This window comes from Haemophilus influenzae (assembly GCF_900475755.1).
GTDB lineage: Bacteria > Pseudomonadota > Gammaproteobacteria > Enterobacterales > Pasteurellaceae > Haemophilus > Haemophilus influenzae_D.
The window spans coordinates 673,477-690,735 of sequence record NZ_LS483411.1; the positions used below are offsets into that span (position 1 = coordinate 673,477).

Annotated in this window: 17 protein-coding genes, 1 tRNA gene and 1 other annotated feature; of the genes, 12 read left to right on the forward strand and 6 right to left on the reverse strand. The window is 38.3% G+C overall.

Features of this window, described 5'->3' with window-relative positions; genetic code table 11:
- Nucleotides 1-41 precede the first annotated feature (41 nt).
- The 4 genes from gloA (at nt 42) to priC (ending at nt 3,495) form a co-directional block, all read left to right on the forward strand.
- Nucleotides 42-449: a lactoylglutathione lyase gene (gene gloA / locus DQN24_RS03410; protein WP_005688980.1), complete on the forward strand. Its 408-nt coding sequence runs from the start codon at nt 42-44 to the stop codon at nt 447-449.
- 73 nt (nt 450-522) lie between these two features.
- Complete coding sequence (gene rnt / locus DQN24_RS03415) at nt 523-1,212, forward strand: ribonuclease T (protein WP_021035684.1); 690 nt, start codon at nt 523-525, stop codon at nt 1,210-1,212.
- A gap of 94 nt (nt 1,213-1,306) precedes the next feature.
- Nucleotides 1,307-1,428: a sequence feature (His leader region), on the forward strand.
- Nucleotides 1,429-1,525: 97 nt separating this feature from the next.
- Complete coding sequence (locus DQN24_RS03420) at nt 1,526-2,878, forward strand: Na+/H+ antiporter family protein (RefSeq protein ID WP_021035683.1); 1,353 nt, start codon at nt 1,526-1,528, stop codon at nt 2,876-2,878.
- 32 nt (nt 2,879-2,910) lie between these two features.
- Nucleotides 2,911-3,495 (forward strand): primosomal replication protein PriC, encoded by a 585-nt coding sequence (gene priC, locus DQN24_RS03425; RefSeq protein ID WP_021035682.1) that lies wholly within the window; start codon nt 2,911-2,913, stop codon nt 3,493-3,495.
- Between the two features lie 50 nt (nt 3,496-3,545).
- Here the strand turns inward: priC and DQN24_RS03430 are convergent.
- Both DQN24_RS03430 and rne read right to left on the reverse strand, forming a co-directional pair.
- A tRNA-Ser gene (locus DQN24_RS03430) sits at nt 3,546-3,635 on the reverse strand.
- 151 nt (nt 3,636-3,786) lie between these two features.
- Nucleotides 3,787-6,591, reverse strand: a complete 2,805-nt coding sequence (rne, locus tag DQN24_RS03435) for a ribonuclease E (RefSeq protein ID WP_111695400.1) — start codon at nt 6,589-6,591, stop codon at nt 3,787-3,789.
- 50 nt (nt 6,592-6,641) lie between these two features.
- On the opposite strand from rne, the gene DQN24_RS09070 reads away from it, so the two are divergent.
- The 3 genes from DQN24_RS09070 to hfq all read left to right on the forward strand — a co-directional run bounded on the left by DQN24_RS09070 (nt 6,642) and on the right by hfq (nt 8,347).
- Nucleotides 6,642-6,791 (forward strand): hypothetical protein, encoded by a 150-nt coding sequence (locus tag DQN24_RS09070; protein WP_154017471.1) that lies wholly within the window; start codon nt 6,642-6,644, stop codon nt 6,789-6,791.
- A gap of 221 nt (nt 6,792-7,012) precedes the next feature.
- Entirely contained in the window at nt 7,013-7,981 is a 969-nt protein-coding gene (gene rluC, locus DQN24_RS03440; RefSeq protein ID WP_038439335.1) for a 23S rRNA pseudouridine(955/2504/2580) synthase RluC, read from the forward strand.
- 90 nt (nt 7,982-8,071) lie between these two features.
- Nucleotides 8,072-8,347: an RNA chaperone Hfq gene (gene hfq, locus DQN24_RS03445; protein ID WP_005693756.1), complete on the forward strand. Its 276-nt coding sequence runs from the start codon at nt 8,072-8,074 to the stop codon at nt 8,345-8,347.
- Nucleotides 8,348-8,443: 96 nt separating this feature from the next.
- On the opposite strand, the gene DQN24_RS03450 is transcribed toward hfq, so the two are convergent.
- Together DQN24_RS03450 and mepM are read right to left on the reverse strand one after the other, a co-directional pair.
- The gene (locus DQN24_RS03450; RefSeq protein ID WP_110442575.1) at nt 8,444-9,400 is read right to left on the reverse strand and encodes a sigma 54-interacting transcriptional regulator; all 957 of its coding nucleotides are present in this window, start codon (nt 9,398-9,400) and stop codon (nt 8,444-8,446) included.
- A gap of 114 nt (nt 9,401-9,514) precedes the next feature.
- Nucleotides 9,515-10,942 (reverse strand): murein DD-endopeptidase MepM, encoded by a 1,428-nt coding sequence (gene mepM / locus DQN24_RS03455; protein WP_111695401.1) that lies wholly within the window; start codon nt 10,940-10,942, stop codon nt 9,515-9,517.
- 171 nt (nt 10,943-11,113) lie between these two features.
- On the opposite strand from mepM, the gene znuC reads away from it, so the two are divergent.
- The 5 genes from znuC (at nt 11,114) to tilS (ending at nt 15,972) form a co-directional block, all read left to right on the forward strand.
- Nucleotides 11,114-11,920 carry a zinc ABC transporter ATP-binding protein ZnuC gene (gene znuC, locus DQN24_RS03460; RefSeq protein ID WP_111695402.1) on the forward strand — a complete coding sequence of 269 codons (807 nt, stop codon included), beginning with the start codon at nt 11,114-11,116 and terminating at the stop codon, nt 11,918-11,920.
- Nucleotides 11,920-12,705, forward strand: a complete 786-nt coding sequence (znuB, locus tag DQN24_RS03465; protein ID WP_005630045.1) for a zinc ABC transporter permease subunit ZnuB — start codon at nt 11,920-11,922, stop codon at nt 12,703-12,705. Before znuC ends, znuB begins: the two co-directional genes overlap by 1 nt.
- Before the next feature lie 88 nt (nt 12,706-12,793).
- The gene (gene accA, locus DQN24_RS03470; protein ID WP_111695403.1) at nt 12,794-13,741 is read left to right on the forward strand and encodes an acetyl-CoA carboxylase carboxyl transferase subunit alpha; all 948 of its coding nucleotides are present in this window, start codon (nt 12,794-12,796) and stop codon (nt 13,739-13,741) included.
- A 72-nt stretch (nt 13,742-13,813) separates the two neighbouring features.
- Nucleotides 13,814-14,680, forward strand: a complete 867-nt coding sequence (pdxY, locus tag DQN24_RS03475) for a pyridoxal kinase (protein ID WP_111695404.1) — start codon at nt 13,814-13,816, stop codon at nt 14,678-14,680.
- On the forward strand, nt 14,680-15,972 hold the full coding sequence (gene tilS / locus DQN24_RS03480) for a tRNA lysidine(34) synthetase TilS (protein WP_021035673.1): 1,293 nt from the start codon (nt 14,680-14,682) through the stop codon (nt 15,970-15,972). Before pdxY ends, tilS begins: the two co-directional genes overlap by 1 nt.
- 7 nt (nt 15,973-15,979) lie before the next feature.
- Here tilS and mutH read toward each other — a convergent pair whose 3' ends face one another.
- Both mutH and DQN24_RS03490 read right to left on the reverse strand, forming a co-directional pair.
- The gene (gene mutH, locus DQN24_RS03485; protein WP_005649232.1) at nt 15,980-16,651 is read right to left on the reverse strand and encodes a DNA mismatch repair endonuclease MutH; all 672 of its coding nucleotides are present in this window, start codon (nt 16,649-16,651) and stop codon (nt 15,980-15,982) included.
- Nucleotides 16,648-17,187, reverse strand: a complete 540-nt coding sequence (locus DQN24_RS03490) for a methylated-DNA--[protein]-cysteine S-methyltransferase (RefSeq protein ID WP_021035672.1) — start codon at nt 17,185-17,187, stop codon at nt 16,648-16,650. Before DQN24_RS03490 ends, mutH begins: the two co-directional genes overlap by 4 nt.
- Nucleotides 17,188-17,259: the final 72 nt, after the last annotated feature.

The window sequence follows — 17,259 nt, forward strand, 5'->3', positions numbered from 1 at the left end:
ATGACATAATCTGTTTAACTCAACTAAAAAAGGACAAACCGATGCAAATTTTACACACTATGTTACGCGTGGGTGATTTAGATCGTTCAATCAAATTTTATCAAGATGTTTTAGGTATGCGTTTATTACGCACCAGTGAAAACCCTGAATACAAATATACACTGGCTTTTTTAGGTTACGAAGATGGCGAAAGTGCGGCAGAAATTGAATTAACATACAACTGGGGTGTAGATAAATATGAACACGGCACAGCATATGGACATATCGCTATCGGCGTAGATGATATTTATGCGACTTGTGAAGCTGTTCGTGCAAGCGGTGGTAACGTTACTCGCGAAGCTGGGCCAGTTAAAGGTGGCTCAACCGTCATTGCTTTTGTTGAAGATCCAGATGGTTATAAAATTGAATTTATCGAAAACAAAAGTACTAAATCTGGTTTAGGCAACTAAAGTGCGGTCAATTTTTATTGTATTTTTAATAACGTAGGGATTCCTACGTTATTTTATTTTTAAGAGATAGATTATGTCCGATTCTCAAGAAATCCCTTATCACAACCAATTAAAAAATCGCTTTCGTGGCTATTTCCCCGTCATTATTGATGTTGAAACTGCAGGTTTTGATGCAAAAAAAGATGCGTTACTCGAACTAGCCGCCATCACATTAAAAATGGATGAAAACGGTTATTTGCATCCTGATCAGAAATGCCATTTTCATATCGAGCCTTTTGAAGGAGCAAATATTAATCCTGAGTCCTTGAAATTTAATGGCATTGATATTCACAATCCATTACGTGGTGCAGTATCTGAACTTGATGCAATCACGGGGTTATTTCAAATGGTGCGTCGAGGACAAAAAGATACGGATTGCCAACGTTCTATCATTGTGGCGCACAATGCTGCTTTTGACCAAAGTTTTGTGATGGCTGCTGCTGAACGTACCGGCGTAAAGCGTAATCCCTTCCACCCTTTTGGCATGTTTGACACGGCAAGTTTAGCAGGCTTAATGTTTGGTCAAACTGTTCTTGTTAAAGCCTGTCTTGCTGCTAAAATCCCCTTTGATGGGAAACAAGCCCATTCAGCGCTATATGATACCGAACGCACGGCGGAATTATTCTGTTATATGGTCAATCATTTAAAAGATTTAGGTGGCTTTCCCCATATTTCTCAAATAGATGAAACAGAAAACACAGCAGAAAATCAGACCGCACTTTAAAAAAACTAAAAAAGTGGTTGCAATCGTTTGATTTTTCCAGTAGTTTAAAAGCAATTCTTATTTGGAGATAAAAAATGAACATTATCCGTCGTCACCATCATCACCATTCAACTGAATAATCTTTCAGGTTTTTGGTGTGCTTGGAAGATTTCTTCCGAGCTGACTGGATAATAAAAATCTTACCCCTCGGAAGGCTACTTTCGAGGGGTTTTGTTTTATTTATGATATAGGAGGCATTAATTTAGCGTTATTATTTATTCAATAAAAATTTTAAAGTAAAGTATTTATCATTTAATTTACAAGGAAAAACACAATGTTATCAAACCCCGTTGTTATCTCGATCATCGTTTTGCTGGCACTTAGTTTGCTACGCATCAACGTTATTATCGCACTGGTGATTGCTGCACTTACCGCAGGATTTATCGGTGATTTAGGTTTAACTAAAACCATCGAAACCTTTACAGGTGGCTTAGGTGGCGGTGCTGAAGTCGCGATGAACTATGCAATGCTTGGTGCGTTCGCTATTGCTATTTCTAAATCAGGTATTACCGATTTAATCGCTTATAAAATCATCACAAAAATGAATAAAACACCAACTGCTGGCAATTTAACTTGGTTCAAATATTTCATTTTTGCGGTGTTGGCATTGTTTGCCATATCTTCTCAAAACTTACTTCCAGTGCATATTGCCTTTATTCCAATCGTTGTACCACCGCTGCTTTCAATCTTTAACCGTTTAAAAATTGATCGCCGTGCAGTAGCTTGCGTACTTACATTTGGTTTAACTGCTACCTATATGTTATTACCAGTGGGCTTTGGAAAAATCTTTATCGAAAGTATTTTAGTTAAAAACATTAATCAAGTAGGTGCGACCTTAGGTTTACAAACAAATGTAGCACAAGTTTCTTTAGCAATGTTGTTACCTGTTATTGGAATGATTTTAGGCTTACTCACAGCCGTATTTATTACCTACCGTAAACCACGTGAATACAATATCAATGTTGAAGAACCAACAACTAAAGATATTGAAGCCCACATTGCTAATATTAAACCAAAACAAATTGTTGCAAGTTTAATCGCAATTGTCGCAACCTTCGCAACACAATTAGTCACAAGTTCAACTATCATTGGCGGTTTAATTGGCTTAATTATTTTCGTACTATGTGGCATTTTCAAACTAAAAGAGAGCAACGATATTTTTCAACAAGGCTTACGCTTAATGGCAATGATTGGCTTTGTAATGATTGCTGCTTCAGGTTTTGCAAATGTGATTAATGCCACCACTGGCGTAACAGATTTAGTACAAAGCCTAAGTTCTGGTGTTGTGCAAAATAAAGGTGTTGCCGCATTATTAATGCTTGTCGTTGGTTTATTAATTACAATGGGTATTGGCTCATCATTCTCTACAGTACCGATTATTACATCAATTTACGTACCTCTCTGTTTATCTTTTGGTTTTTCTCCATTAGCGACAATTTCTATTGTGGGCGTAGCCGCGGCTTTAGGAGATGCAGGTTCGCCCGCATCAGACTCAACATTAGGCCCAACATCTGGCTTGAATATGGATGGCAAACACGATCACATTTGGGATTCTGTTGTACCTACCTTTATTCACTATAATATTCCATTATTGGTATTCGGCTGGATTGCAGCAATGTATCTTTAACGATTATAATCCCCCACTTGGGGGATTTTTTTATGACTGTTAAACAACTTATCCAACGCTTAGATCAAAAAGTTCAACAACTTTATCAGAGCAACTTGCTGCAAGAAGAAAAAATCTTCGCCAAATTTGACCGCACTTTATTTAGTGAAAACGGACAAACTGTTGCCTTTTATCTAAAGGAAATTAATCAAACCCTTGATAAAATAAAATCCCTACAATCAGAAAATCCTGATCATTACATCTTCATTACCAAACGCTTACTTGCCCAATGTACTGCGCTATCAGAAGCACTCACGCATAAAAATAAGCCTTTTATCATTAATACGAACCTCACTCCGCAGCCGCAAAAAAAATCTCAACATAACATTCATAAATTACCGCCAAGAGAACGCCTAGAAAAATATTACGAGGCACGAGAGCAGTTGAATAATCTTTATCGACAACATAAAGATTTAGCACAAGCTGAAAAAAATAATGATGAAAAAATACGTTATGCTCAACTTGCAGAAGTTTATAAAAAACGCCAGCAAAAATGCCAAGAGGCAATCGATCTTTTAGAAGAATATTTGGTGTTTAAAGAAGAATTAGAAAACCGTGAAAATACGGAAAATAGATGATGAGAAATAAAAAACTAATTCTTCCGAATTAGTTAGCTCGTAAAAATTGATGGCGGAGGAATAGGGATTCGAACCCTAGGAGGGCGTAAACCCTCGCCGGTTTTCAAGACCGGTGCCTTCAACCACTCGACCATTCCTCCGTGATTTAATGCGCGTGAATAATACGTTCTCTAATAAAAACCGTCAAGTAGAAATAATCATATTTATTCTAAATGATTATTTTTACTACAGCTTATAAAATAAAAAGAATTGACGTAATTTTGGTTACGCCAATTCTATTTTTATTTTTGATTATTCTGCTTTTGCACGAGTAGGTTCAGAATAAACGTGGCTAATTGCACAATGATGTCCCGCCGCACCTTTTCCATAGAAATAATAACGAGAATCCTGCCAAGCTCTAATTGGGAAAGCCTCTGGCATTTCATCACTCGCTTTCGCCAAAGTCATCTCAGCTTTAGTATGAATCACCGAAGAAATAGTACCTAAACGTCCATTAAATTCATAAGTGCGGACAAATTTTGATACGTTCTCGACCGTTTCAGGTTCATTTACATTAATTGCTGGCTCGATAGATTCAACAACTTCTTGAGGTTTATATGAATTTAAACGCTCTAAAGATTCTTGCACCTTTTTCTGTACCGATTCATTAGCTGGTTGAGTAATAAAATCTAATGCAGGTTTTACATCAAGGGATTTTTCTTCAACGACAATTCCCATTGCTGGCGTGATAAACCCTTTTTTAGTTTTCTCTTGCTCAAGCAATTCATCGACAGATAAGAAATGATTTTCTTTTGGCAGATTTACCGTTGAATAATCAATCCAAGCCTTGCCACTTGCCAATTCAGGTGAAGCCACCGCAGCAAATAATGGCATTGGCGATTTTGGCTCTTGATTACGGCGACGACGCTGATTATTCGCTGTACGCAAATGACGTGGAGTACGACGCTGACGCTCTTGATGTTCAGAACGTTGGTTCTGATGAACGGGTTTTTCATCATTTTGAACCGTAATTACATCCATTTCTGACATTTTTTCAGTCGTGTTCAAATTATTTTCAACAACTGTTTCATTATCTTCAACGCGCACGCGTTTACGTAAATCACGACGTTGGCGACGTTGAGTTACAGGCTCAGTTCTTTCTTCTTTAGCCTCAAAAACAGGTGTAGAATTTACCGCACTTTCAGCGATACTTTCTTCCACTAAGTTACGGCGTGGACGGCGTTGATTACGCTCACGGACATTGCGAACCTGTTCTTCGGTTCTTTCCGCCTCGTTATTTTCAGAACGTGGACGACGAGAAGTGCGACGATCCTGTGAACGGCGTTGATTACGATTAGGATTGCGTGAAGTGCGGTTATTTTTCGGTTTGTTTTCTTCAGATTTAGCAGCAAATAAACCTTTAATCTTCGCAATAATTTTGGCTAACAAAGAGGGTTCATTTGATTTACGCTCAACTGGCGTTGGCGCAGCTTCTGAAATAGAAAGCGCCACTGCTGCACTTTCAACCGCAGGCTGTTCAATAACAGCTGTTGTTTCTATATTACGAGAAACCAGTGATTCTTCAGTATTTTCATCTTTCTCACAGTGAATTTTCGCTAAGTTATAGCTTAATTCATTTACTTCTTCGCCATCACGTAAACGGAAAACACTAAAGTGCGGTGTTTCCATTGCTTCATTTGGGGCAACAATAATATCGACATTATGACGCTTTTCAATATTGCTGATTGCTTTGCGTTTTTCATTAAGAAGATAAGAGGCAATTTGTACTGGCACAATGGTATGAACTTGTTTTGTGTTTTCTTTTAACGCTTCTTCTTCCAGCAAACGCAAAATAGATAAAGAAAGAGATTCATTATCACGCACTTTGCCTGTGCCTTGACAACGAGGGCAAATATGGTGCGAAGACTCGCCCAATGATGGGCTTAAACGCTGACGTGACATTTCCAACAAGCCGAAACGAGAAATTCGGCTAATTTGAATACGGGCGCGATCTGGACGAACCGCATCACGAATACGATTTTCTACTTCACGTTGATGGCGGATTGGTGTCATATCAATGAAATCGATAACAACTAAACCACCTAAGTCACGTAAACGTAATTGACGCGCGATTTCATCTGCCGCTTCAAGGTTGGTATTTAATGCCGTTTCTTCAATATCGCCACCACGAGTAGAGCGCGCAGAGTTAATGTCAATCGCGGTTAATGCTTCAGTTACATCAATAACGATTGAACCACCAGAAGGTAAACGCACTTCACGTTGGAATGCGGATTCAATTTGAGATTCAATTTGATAGTGGCTGAAAAGTGGTACTTCGCCTTGATAAAGTTTCACGCGATTGATGAAATCAGGACGCACAAGTTTGATATGTTCTTTCGCTTTCTCAAAAATTTTTGGGCTATCAATAAGGATCTCACCAATATCACGACGCAAATAATCACGAATAGCACGTACAATCACATCGCTTTCTTGATGAATTAAGAATGGAGCTGGACGGCTTTGTGAAGCTTGTTTGATCGCTTCCCAATGATGTAATAATACTTTTAAATCCCATTGTAATTCTTCTGGCGATTTTCCCACACCAGCAGTACGGACGATTAAGCCTACACCGTCAGGCACATCTAATGAACTTAATGCCTCTTTTAGTTCAGTACGTTCATCGCCCTCAATACGGCGAGAAATTCCTCCTGCCCGTGGATTATTCGGCATAAACACCAAATAACTACCGGCAAGAGAAACAAAAGTAGTTAAGGCTGCACCTTTGTTTCCTCTTTCTTCTTTATTAACTTGAACGATAACTTCCTGTCCTTCAGTCAAAATATCGCGAATATTCGGACGACCTTGAAAAACATAATCATCAGGAAAATATTCACGGGCAATTTCTTTTAAAGGTAAAAAACCGTGACGTTCTGCACCATAATCTACAAAAGCCGCTTCTAAGCTTGGCTCAACGCGAGTAATTTTTCCTTTGTAGATATTCGCTTTTTTTTGTTCGTGTCCTGGACTTTCAATGTCCAAGTCAAAAAGGCGTTGTCCATCGACAAGCGCGACACGCAACTCTTCTTTTTGAGTTGCATTGATTAACATTCTTTTCATTGTCAATTCTCTTATTAAATATTTAAAAAAAACTCAAAATAAACCGCACTTTGCTTCGTTATCGACCTCGTGTTTCTCGCGCCAGTCAATCTCACGACTGTATGTTGCTGGGTGCATTGATAACGTTATTAAGCATAAATATTTGCTTGATAAAACAACGCGATATTCCGCACGCGTTGCAAACGGCTGATTTATTTTAAGAAAAATGTTGATTATCAATGTCTTATGCCAATTGCTGCATTGAGTTTTCACCAACAAAACTTATCCTTTTTTACGCAAATTATTAGGCGCAAAAAGAGGGTCTATTATCCATAGAAAACGATTAATTAGCAAGGCGAATTTGCGTTCATAGAGTGACGTTCATATTACGTTTATAGTGCCTTTATGATATGATTTGCAGCGATTTTCAAAAGGAAAAAAAATGACAAAACAAAATGAAAAAATCATTAATTCATCCGTAAAAATGCTGACAATTAGTGAAGATGAAAGTGGGCAACGAATTGATAATTATTTATTAGCAAAACTCAAAGGTGTACCCAAAAGTTTAATTTATCGCATTGTGCGTAAAGGCGAAGTGCGAGTAAACAAAGGCAGAATTAAACCAGAATATAAACTGCAAACAGGCGATGTTGTACGCATTCCACCTGTGCGTGTCGCAGAAAAAAATGATGTGCCGATTTCAAAAAATCTCAATAAAGTTGCCGCACTTGAAAACCAAATTTTGTTTGAAGATGATTGCTTGATTATTTTAAATAAACCCTCAGGAATCGCGGTGCACGGCGGAAGTGGTTTAAATTTTGGTGTGATTGAAGCCTTACGAGCATTACGCCCAGAAGCACGCTTTTTAGAACTGGTTCATCGTTTAGATCGCGATACATCAGGCATTTTATTAATTGCCAAAAAACGTTCAGCATTACGCAATTTGCACGAACAACTTCGCGTCAAAACCGTTCAAAAAGATTATTTAGCGTTAGTACGTGGGCAATGGCAATCCCATATAAAAGTTATTCAAGCCCCTCTTTTGAAAAATGAATTATCTAGCGGAGAGCGCATTGTGCGTGTCAGCGAGCAAGGAAAACCATCTGAAACTCGCTTTAGTATTGAAGAACGCTATATAAATGCTACGCTTGTGAAGGCTTCACCAGTCACAGGGCGAACCCATCAAATTCGTGTGCATACACAATATGCAGGACATCCTATTGCATTAGATGATAAATACGGCGATAAAGATTTTGATAAACAAATGAATGAATTAGGATTAAATCGTTTGTTTTTGCACGCTTTTTCAATTCGGTTTGAACACCCTAAAAATGGCGAAACACTACGTTTCAATGCGTCACTAGATCATCAAATGAAAGCAATTTTGCAAAAGTTGCGGGAAAGCAAATAGACAATATTTCTGTTTATTGCTACACTTACACACGGAGACAACTCGTTTCTATCAACAAATTTCATAATAACGACAACAAAGGATAGCAAAATGGCAAAAGGACAATCTTTACAAGATCCTTATTTAAATGCGCTTCGTCGTGAACGCATTCCTGTATCAATCTACCTTGTAAACGGAATCAAACTTCAAGGTCAAATTGAATCATTCGATCAATTCGTGATTTTATTAAAAAACACCGTGAATCAAATGGTATATAAACACGCAATTTCAACGGTTGTGCCTGCTCGTTCAGTTTCCCATCACAATAACAATCATCATACTGCTCCAACAGAAGCAGTTGAAAACGTGGAAACTCAAGCAGAGTAATCACAATACCATTAATGGATAATTAATATTTATTAAGTGCGGTTGAAAATTCTCAGGAAATTTCAACCGCACTTTTTTTCATCTCAAATGTGAAAACTACTTTCCAATTCCATATTGTTTCAATTTATTCGCAATGGCAGTATGGGAAACGCCTAAACGTTGAGCCAATTTTCTCGTGCTTGGATATTCTGCATAAAATAATTTTAGGACTTGTGCTTCATAGAAACCAATAATTTCATCTAAGGTTTTATTTTCAAATTCATCCAAAGAAATCACCGCACTTTGTGGCAGAGCAAGATTTAAACTTTCGATAGTTAAATGATTATCTTGTACTAACGAACAAGCACGATAAAGAGTGTTATAAAGCTCACGAACATTCCCTTTCCAATCATATTTCTGTAAATAAAGAAGAAAATCTTTATCGAAAGTTGGTTTTGCAATTTTTAATTCTTCACTGATTTCCTGTAAAAAACCTTGTGCCAGTGGCTCAATATCAGCCATGCGATCTCGTAATGCAGGCACATTAATAGTGAGAACATTTAAGCGATGAAACAAATCAGCACGAACTTTACCTTGCTCAACAAGCAAATGAAGTGGAACCTGTGATGTGCAAATCACTCGCACATTTGCATAATGCTCTTTTTCTTCGCCTACTCGACGGAAAGATCCATCCGTTAAAAAACGTAATAATTTAGCCTGTAAACCCAATGAAAGTTCTGCGATGCCATCTAGTAATACAGTTCCCTCATTTGCGTACTCAAAAAAACCAATGGTTTCACTGTCTCCGACTTTTCGACCAAACATTTCACTTTCCGCATCTTCATCAGGCAAACCAGCACAGTTTACTGCGATAAATTTTTTATCGCGACGCAAACTCTGATAATGGCAGGCTTTCGCTAACAAATCTTTTCCACTCCCCGTTTCGCCTTGAATTAACAAAGGCGCATCAAACATAGCAAAACGTTTCGCGTTTTCTACCGCACTTTTCATCGCTTCACTTTGTACAATAAAACACTCGAAAGGTTTTTGAGGATTAAATTTAGAAATCGGCATATTCAGGGAATGGAAATAATTAAGATATGGCTATGATAATTTCTTTACAACAAAGTGTAAATATTATTTTACATAAGGTAAAAATGCGACCATTTTTGACCGCACTTTATATCGCTAAGGTTTTAACATTTTTTCAGCTTCACGAACACGAACAAGGAATTGTTTCCGTTCAGCTGAAGTCATACCACTGCTAGTACCGGGTAATTTAACAGTAAGAGGATTCACTGCTCGACCGTTAATATGAAATTCATAATGTAAATGCGGCCCCGTAGAAATCCCCGTATTACCAGAAAGTGCAATACGTTCGCCTTTTTTAACTGTTTGCCCTGCTTTTACTAGGGATTTGCTCAAATGCATATAAACAGTTTGATATTCACGCCCGTGACGTAACATAACATAACGTCCTGCACCGCCAGCCTGATAAGCAACTTTTTCAACTGTGCCATCTGCTGGTGCAATAACTGGTGTGCCTTGAGAAACGGAGAAATCCACACCTTTATGCGGACGAATACGTCCTGTTACTGGATGACGACGATTTGGATTAAAAGGGGAGGAAACGCGTGCTTGGCGTTGCAATGGATAACGAGCAAAACCTTTGCCTAAGGTTTCTCCTTGCTGATTATAATAACGACCATTTGCAGCTTGCACAGCATAATAATTTTTACCACCAGATGAAATACGTAACGCCTCAACATTACCTTGACCAGTGAGTTTATCGCCTAAATATTCACGAGAAACTAAAATGGCAAATTGAGTTCCTTTTTTTAGTTTTCGTAAACTCACTTGCCATTGTAAGGCGTTACTAAGTTGGCTAATTTGTCGCGTATCAAGACCTTGTTCTCTTAAACTACTATTTAAAGAATTTTGAATCTCGCCTTTTAATACTTCTTTTCGCCAAATACTTTTCTTTTCAATAACTTGGCGTTTAAATTTCCCATCTTCGAGACGTTCATAAATACGTTCTTCTTTTTCAGAAACCAGCCAATTTAAATATTCCAAGTTATCATTTTTATTTAAAATCCAGTAAAATTGCTGACCTGCTTTTAAGTGGGCTAATTCGGGATCAAGCTTAATCAACGGTTGTACTGATGAATCATCTAAACCAGATAAAACTAAAACATCTTTTAACGTATCTCCTTCGGTTACCGTATAGCTAAATTGATCAGTAATTCTTATGGCTTGATCGGCTGCGTCTAATAAACCATTGAGTGCGTCTTGTGCGTGTTGAGGTAAAGTACCGAGATCATCTGAAGATAGTTTTACTTCATCAACTTCATCATCTTTTGCTTGTAGTTCATCATCATAAGAGGTGGCATCTTCATAAGGTTGAAGTGCGGTGGAATTTTTATTTGGCGATGTATTTAACTCGTGATATTCCCCACTGTCAGAGGTGGAAAATATGGGATTTTCTTCAGATTTGTCTTTTATTGTAAGTAAAATGCCTGTCAAAATAAGCAGAATAGCAACAAAAAACACGCCTACTTTTATATATGCGCGTTTTTTTCTTCTATCTCGAGCTAATTTTACGTGTTGCACTGGCATCCCTAAAATAAAAAAGTTTTCAGCATTCAGACTACAGATTATAAAGAAAATTCATTCCTATGGAAAAAGCATTATTCAAATGCTTAAATATTCGACATTGGATAGAAAATCTTGAGAATTCTATAAAAATGCGTTATTTTCCCCAACCATTGTTGAAAACACGGCGATTTTATGAATATCACAGCCATTCGCAACGAGCAAAACCCACAACCGCTCATTCAATTAAAAAATATCAATGTGGTTTTCGCACAAAAAACCGCTCTGCAAGATATTAATTTAAATATCTATCCCAATTCTATTATTACCATTGTGGGGCCAAATGGTGGTGGCAAATCAACGTTGTTAAAAACCTTATTAAAACTACAAATGCCCACTTCTGGCGAAGTCATTTATAGTAAAAATGTTCGCATTGGTTATGTACCACAAAAAATCCATTTGGATCATAGTTTGCCTATTACGGTTGAGCGATTTCTTTCGCTAAAAAAAGGCATTAAAACCCAAGAAATACTCACCGCACTTGAGCAACTTTCGATTTCACATTTACGCAAAAGCAATATGCAAAAACTTTCTGGTGGCGAAATGCAACGTGTATTATTGACACGTGCAATTTTAAATAAACCGAATTTACTTGTGCTAGACGAACCCACTCAAGGCGTAGATATTACTGGGCAGGCAGAACTTTATCAGCTCATTCATCAAACCCAACAAAAATTAAATTGTGCCGTATTGATGGTATCACACGATTTACATATTGTGATGGCGGATAGTAAAGAAGTATTGTGTATTAACCAACATATTTGTTGTGCAGGTACGCCCGATGTTCTCTCAAATGATCCAACATTTATGCGTTTATGGGGAAATCAGATCGCACAAAATGTCGGCTTTTATACCCATCATCACAATCATCATCACACCTTGCACGGCGATGTGTGCGGTTGTAATTCATCAGCAGTGCATTGTCAAAATAAGGATAAATAATGTTTGAAATTTTATTTCCTGCCCTTTTAACAGGCATTGTGCTTTCGCTTATTACCGCACCACTTGGCGTATTTGTGGTATGGCGGAAAATGGCTTATTTTGGCGACACCCTTTCTCACTCTGCGTTGCTCGGCGTGGCGTTAGGTATTTTCTTACAAGTCAATCCTTACATTGCAATTGTGGTGCTTACCTTAATTCTTGCTATTGCAATGGTGTGGTTAGAAAGCAATACGCAATTTTCTATTGATACCTTGCTCGGCATTATCGCTCATAGCTGTTTATCTCTTGGCGTTGTGACAGTAGGATTATTACGGAATGTACGGGTAGATTTAATGAATTATTTATTTGGGGATTTACTCGCAATTAATTATACGGATTTAATTTATATCGGCATTGGCGTGATAATTGTGCTTTCAACATTAATTTACTTTTGGCAATCCTTACTTTCCACCACCGTATCGCCAGAACTCGCGCAAGTTGAAGGCATTAATATCAAAAAAATGCGTTTTATTTTAATGATATTAACCGCATTGACGATTGCCTTGAGTATGAAATTTGTCGGGGCATTAATTATCACATCATTATTAATAATCCCTGCGGCAACCGCTCGTCGCTTTGCGAGAACGCCTGAATCTATGGTGGGCTGGGCGATTGTAGTCAGTATGTTGTCAATTATAGGCGGGCTAATATTATCAGCCTTTTATGATACCGCTGCTGGGCCTTCCGTTGTGATTTGTTCAGCGTTTTTATTTGTCTTATCACTCTTCAAAAAAGAGCGATTATAAGTTTGCCCAACCAGTGAAAACCATTTGCGCCACAGTTTAATTCTTGATAAAGTGCGGTCAATTTTTACGGTCTTTTTAGGATAACAAAATGAACCAAGAATATTTAGATTTTGAATTGCCGATTGCAGAATTAGAAGCAAAAATTGAAGCATTACATGCAGCATCGGATGATAAAGTTGATTTAACTGATGAAATCAAACGCTTACAAAAGAAAAGTAACGAACTCACTAAAAAAACCTTTGCTAACCTTGATGCTTGGCAAGTTTCACGTATGGCGCGTCATCCAAACCGCCCTTATACATTAGATTATATCGAACATATTTTTACGGAATTTGAAGAACTTGCTGGCGATCGCGCTTTTGCTGATGATAAAGCGATTGTTGGTGGCTTGGCACGTTTAGATGGTCGCCCAGTGATGGTTATCGGTCATCAAAAAGGCCGTACTGTAAAAGATAAAGTGAGTCGTAATTTTGGTATGCCTGCACCTGAAGGCTATCGTAAAGCGTTACGTTTAATGGAAATGGCTGAACGTTTTAAATTGCCAATTATCACATTTATTGATACTCCAGGGGCTTATCCAGGTATTGGTGCAGAAGAACGCGGTCAAGCGGAAGCTATTGCTCGCAACTTACGCGAAATGGCACAACTTACCGTTCCTGTTATTTGTACCGTTATCGGTGAAGGCGGTTCGGGCGGTGCGTTAGCTATCGGCGTGGGCGATAAAGTGAATATGTTGCAGTATTCCACTTATTCTGTTATCTCGCCTGAAGGCTGTGCGTCTATTCTTTGGAAAAGTGCGGAAAAAGCATCGACTGCAGCGGAAGTAATGGGATTAACCGCAAGCCGTTTAAAAGAATTAAATCTCATCGATAGCATTGTGCAAGAACCTTTGGGCGGTGCACATCGCAATTATGCAAAAATAGCTGAAAACTTAAAACTTCGCTTAAAAGAAGATTTATCAGAACTTGACGGACTAAGCAAAGAAGAATTATTAAATAGACGCTATGAACGTTTAATGTCTTACGGTTATTGCTAACTAACATTCTAAAAGAGCGGTGATTTTTGCCGCTCTTTTTTGATCTAAATATACAACAAAGGAGAAAACACAATGAAAAACGTACTTTCAATCCAATCCCACGTGGTCTATGGTTTTGCAGGTAACAAATCCGCGACTTTTCCAATGCAGTTATTAGGCGTCGATGTATGGGCATTAAATACCGTGCAATTCTCTAACCATACTCAATATGGCAAATGGACAGGCATGGTAATCCCACAAGAACAAATCCGAGAAATTGTGACTGGGCTTGATAATATTGAAAAACTACAAGAATGTGATGCCTTGTTATCTGGTTATTTAGGTTCTGCGGAACAAGTCGATCAAATTCTTTTTGCTTTAGAGCAAATCAAACTGCGTAATCCAAATGCGCTTTATTTATGCGACCCTGTAATGCCACATCCGAAAAAAATCTGCGTGGTTGCCAATGGTGTTCGCGAAGCACTTATTGAAAAAGCGATTCCAGTGGCGGACATTATGACGCCAAACTTACACGAATTGCGTCAGTTCACAAAATTCCCAATTAATACCTTTGACGATGTATTAAAAGCGGTGAATGCGTTGATTGCAAAAGGCGTGAAGAAAGTTCTCGTTAAACATTTAGGCAGCGCGGGTAAAATTAACGATCCTGATACATTTGAAATTATTATGGCAACCCCTGAAGGTGTTTGGCATTTAAGCCGTCCACTTTATCAATTCAATTTTGAACCAGTGGGCGTGGGCGATTTAATCGCAGGGACATTCTTAGCAAATTTACTCAATGGAAAATCTGATGTTGAAGCTTTTGAAGCGATGAATAACGAAGTAGCAGGCGTAATGAAAACCACCTTTGAACTGGGTTCTTACGAATTACAAACCATTGCCGCACGTTTTGAAATTCTCAATCCAAGCAGCAACTATAAAGCTGAAAAAGTTGCCTAATGGATTTACTTTCAGACATTGAAAAACAACTCAAAAAAACCACCGCTCAAGGGTTTCTTATCGCCTTGAGTGGTGGTTTGGACTCCACTGTACTTCTTTCTTTATTTGCAAAACTTTGTCAAAAACAACCGCACTTACCGCCTTTATCAGTACGAGCTATCCATATCCATCACGGCTTAAGCCCCAATGCAGACAGTTGGGCTAAACACTGCCAAGACTTGTGCGATCAATTACAAATTCCGTTGATTATCGAGCGCGTACAAGTAGATAAAACCAATGGCATTGAGGCTGGGGCGCGTGAAGCACGCTATCAAGCCATAAAAAAACATCTTCAAACACAAGAAATGCTGGTTACAGCACATCATCTAAACGATCAAACTGAAACCTTTTTCTTAGCCCTAAAACGTGGCAGTGGGCTACAAGGCTTAGGCGCAATGCAACAACAAAGTGTATTGTTCGGCATGCCAATTTTACGCCCTTTGTTAGGCTTTACTCGCACCCAGTTAGAAAATTACGCGCAAAAAGAAAAACTCAACTGGATTACAGATGAAAGTAATGAGGATAACCGATACGATCGTAATTTCTTACGCAATGAAATTTTGCCAGAATTACGTGCACGCTGGGCTTATTTTGATTTAGCCGTGCAACGTTCCGCACAACATTGTTTTGAGCAACAACAGCTAATTAATGATTTATTGAGCGAAATTTTTGCACAACATTGTCAAATTAAAAACCAATTTAAACTGTGTCTGTTCCGCAAATATTCTCTCGCAAAACAGACCGCACTTTTGCGTATGTGGCTTGCCAAAAACCAACTTGAAATGCCAAGTAAACGCCAGCTTACACAACTTATTAATGATGTCATTTTTGCAAAAGAAGAGGCAAATCCTCAGTTTCAGCTTGTAAATAAAGTCATTCGACGTTATCAAGATAGTTTATATTTAACTAAACGGTTTTCTGATCTAACCAAATACTGCCTAAAATTAGAACAAAACATGCTAAGTTTACCTGATAATTTAGGCAATCTCACTGTTCAAGAAAATGAAAATAATCTGATTTTCTACTGGCAGGATTACTCTGTTACGCTGGAAAAAACGAACTTGCCTATTTCTATTCGTTTTGGCTATTCGGGCAAAGTGAAACATCATCCGAAACGACCAAGAGAAGATATAAAAAAAATCTGGCAAGAATTAAGCGTACCACCTTGGGAACGAAATCGGATTCCTTTAATTTTTTATGGCGATAAGCTAAAAAGTGCGGTCGGTTTTTTCCGTGTTTTTGACGCGTTTTAAAATCAAGTTAAAGTGGCTTTACATCTAAAAATGCGTTCAAAATTTGAGCGGTGAATTCTTTTCTTAGATAAAAACCTAAAGGCAAGGTATCTATAATTTCGCCATTTTTTCCTATGCCTTTTGTCACAGCGCGACTATTTGCACCCTTCGGGCGAAGTTGCATAACCTCACCAATTCGAGCGGTAATTTGCTCCAATTTGCCAAGTACAATTAAATCCATCAATTCTTCCCAATCTTGTTTTAATTGACGTTCTTGCTCAGCGGTTGGCTTCCAGAAAATTGGCGCGCCGATATGGCGTTCACGTAATGGAATATGGCGGCTGCCTTCAATCGGCATCCAAAGTACACAAGAAAGTTTATGACGAACGTGAGAATTTTCCCATTTAACCCCTGAATTTTGTACCAATGGAGCAAGGCTCACAAAGGTGGTTTCAAGAGGATAACCCTCCGCATTAATCGGTAACGTTTTAAGTTCAACACCTAAATGAGAAAAATCCTGTTCAGCTTTACTCCCTGCCGTTGCGCCTAAAGCACGCTCTAATAACATGCCGACCCAGCCTTTATCACGTTTTAAATCAATCGGGACAGGAATATGCAGTTCATCAGCTAACTCCCCAAAAGTTAAGCCAGCAATGGATTGCGCTTGGGAAAGTAATTGTTCAAGGGTTTGTGGAATCATTCGTGATATTTCTTAAAAAAGCGAGGCTTCGTGTTTTCAGTGCCTTTATCAATATAGGGAATTTTCTCTAACTGTAATAAAAAACGTTTTGCCTCTAAGCCACCGCCAAAACCAGTTAAAGTACGATCTTTACCTAAAATGCGGTGACAAGGAATAATAATGCTAATCGGATTACTGCCTACCGCGCCGCCCACGGCACGAACAGCTTTAGGATTATTAATACGTAACGCCAGCTCTCCATAAGTTGAAAGCTTGCCATAATCAATTTCTCGCAAGGCTTGCCAAATGGCTTGTTGAAACGCGGTGCCTTCTGGTTTTAAGGGAATGTCTGAAAAATACTCAACTTCCCCATTAAAATATCGTTCAAAAGCTAACCGCACTTTTTGAAAAACAGGCAATTCATCTTGCTTGTGCCATTTTGGATTAGGCGCATATTGCTCTTTTTCAAAATCAATATGCGTAATGCTCTCGCCGTCAGATAAAATCAAAAGCCGTCCCACTGGCGAGGGGTAATAAGTGTAATAAAGTGCGGTCATTTTTCGCCTTGTTTTATAAAAGAAAAGCACACTTGGTGTGGAAGTGTGCTTCATTATGCTAAATTTTTTAAC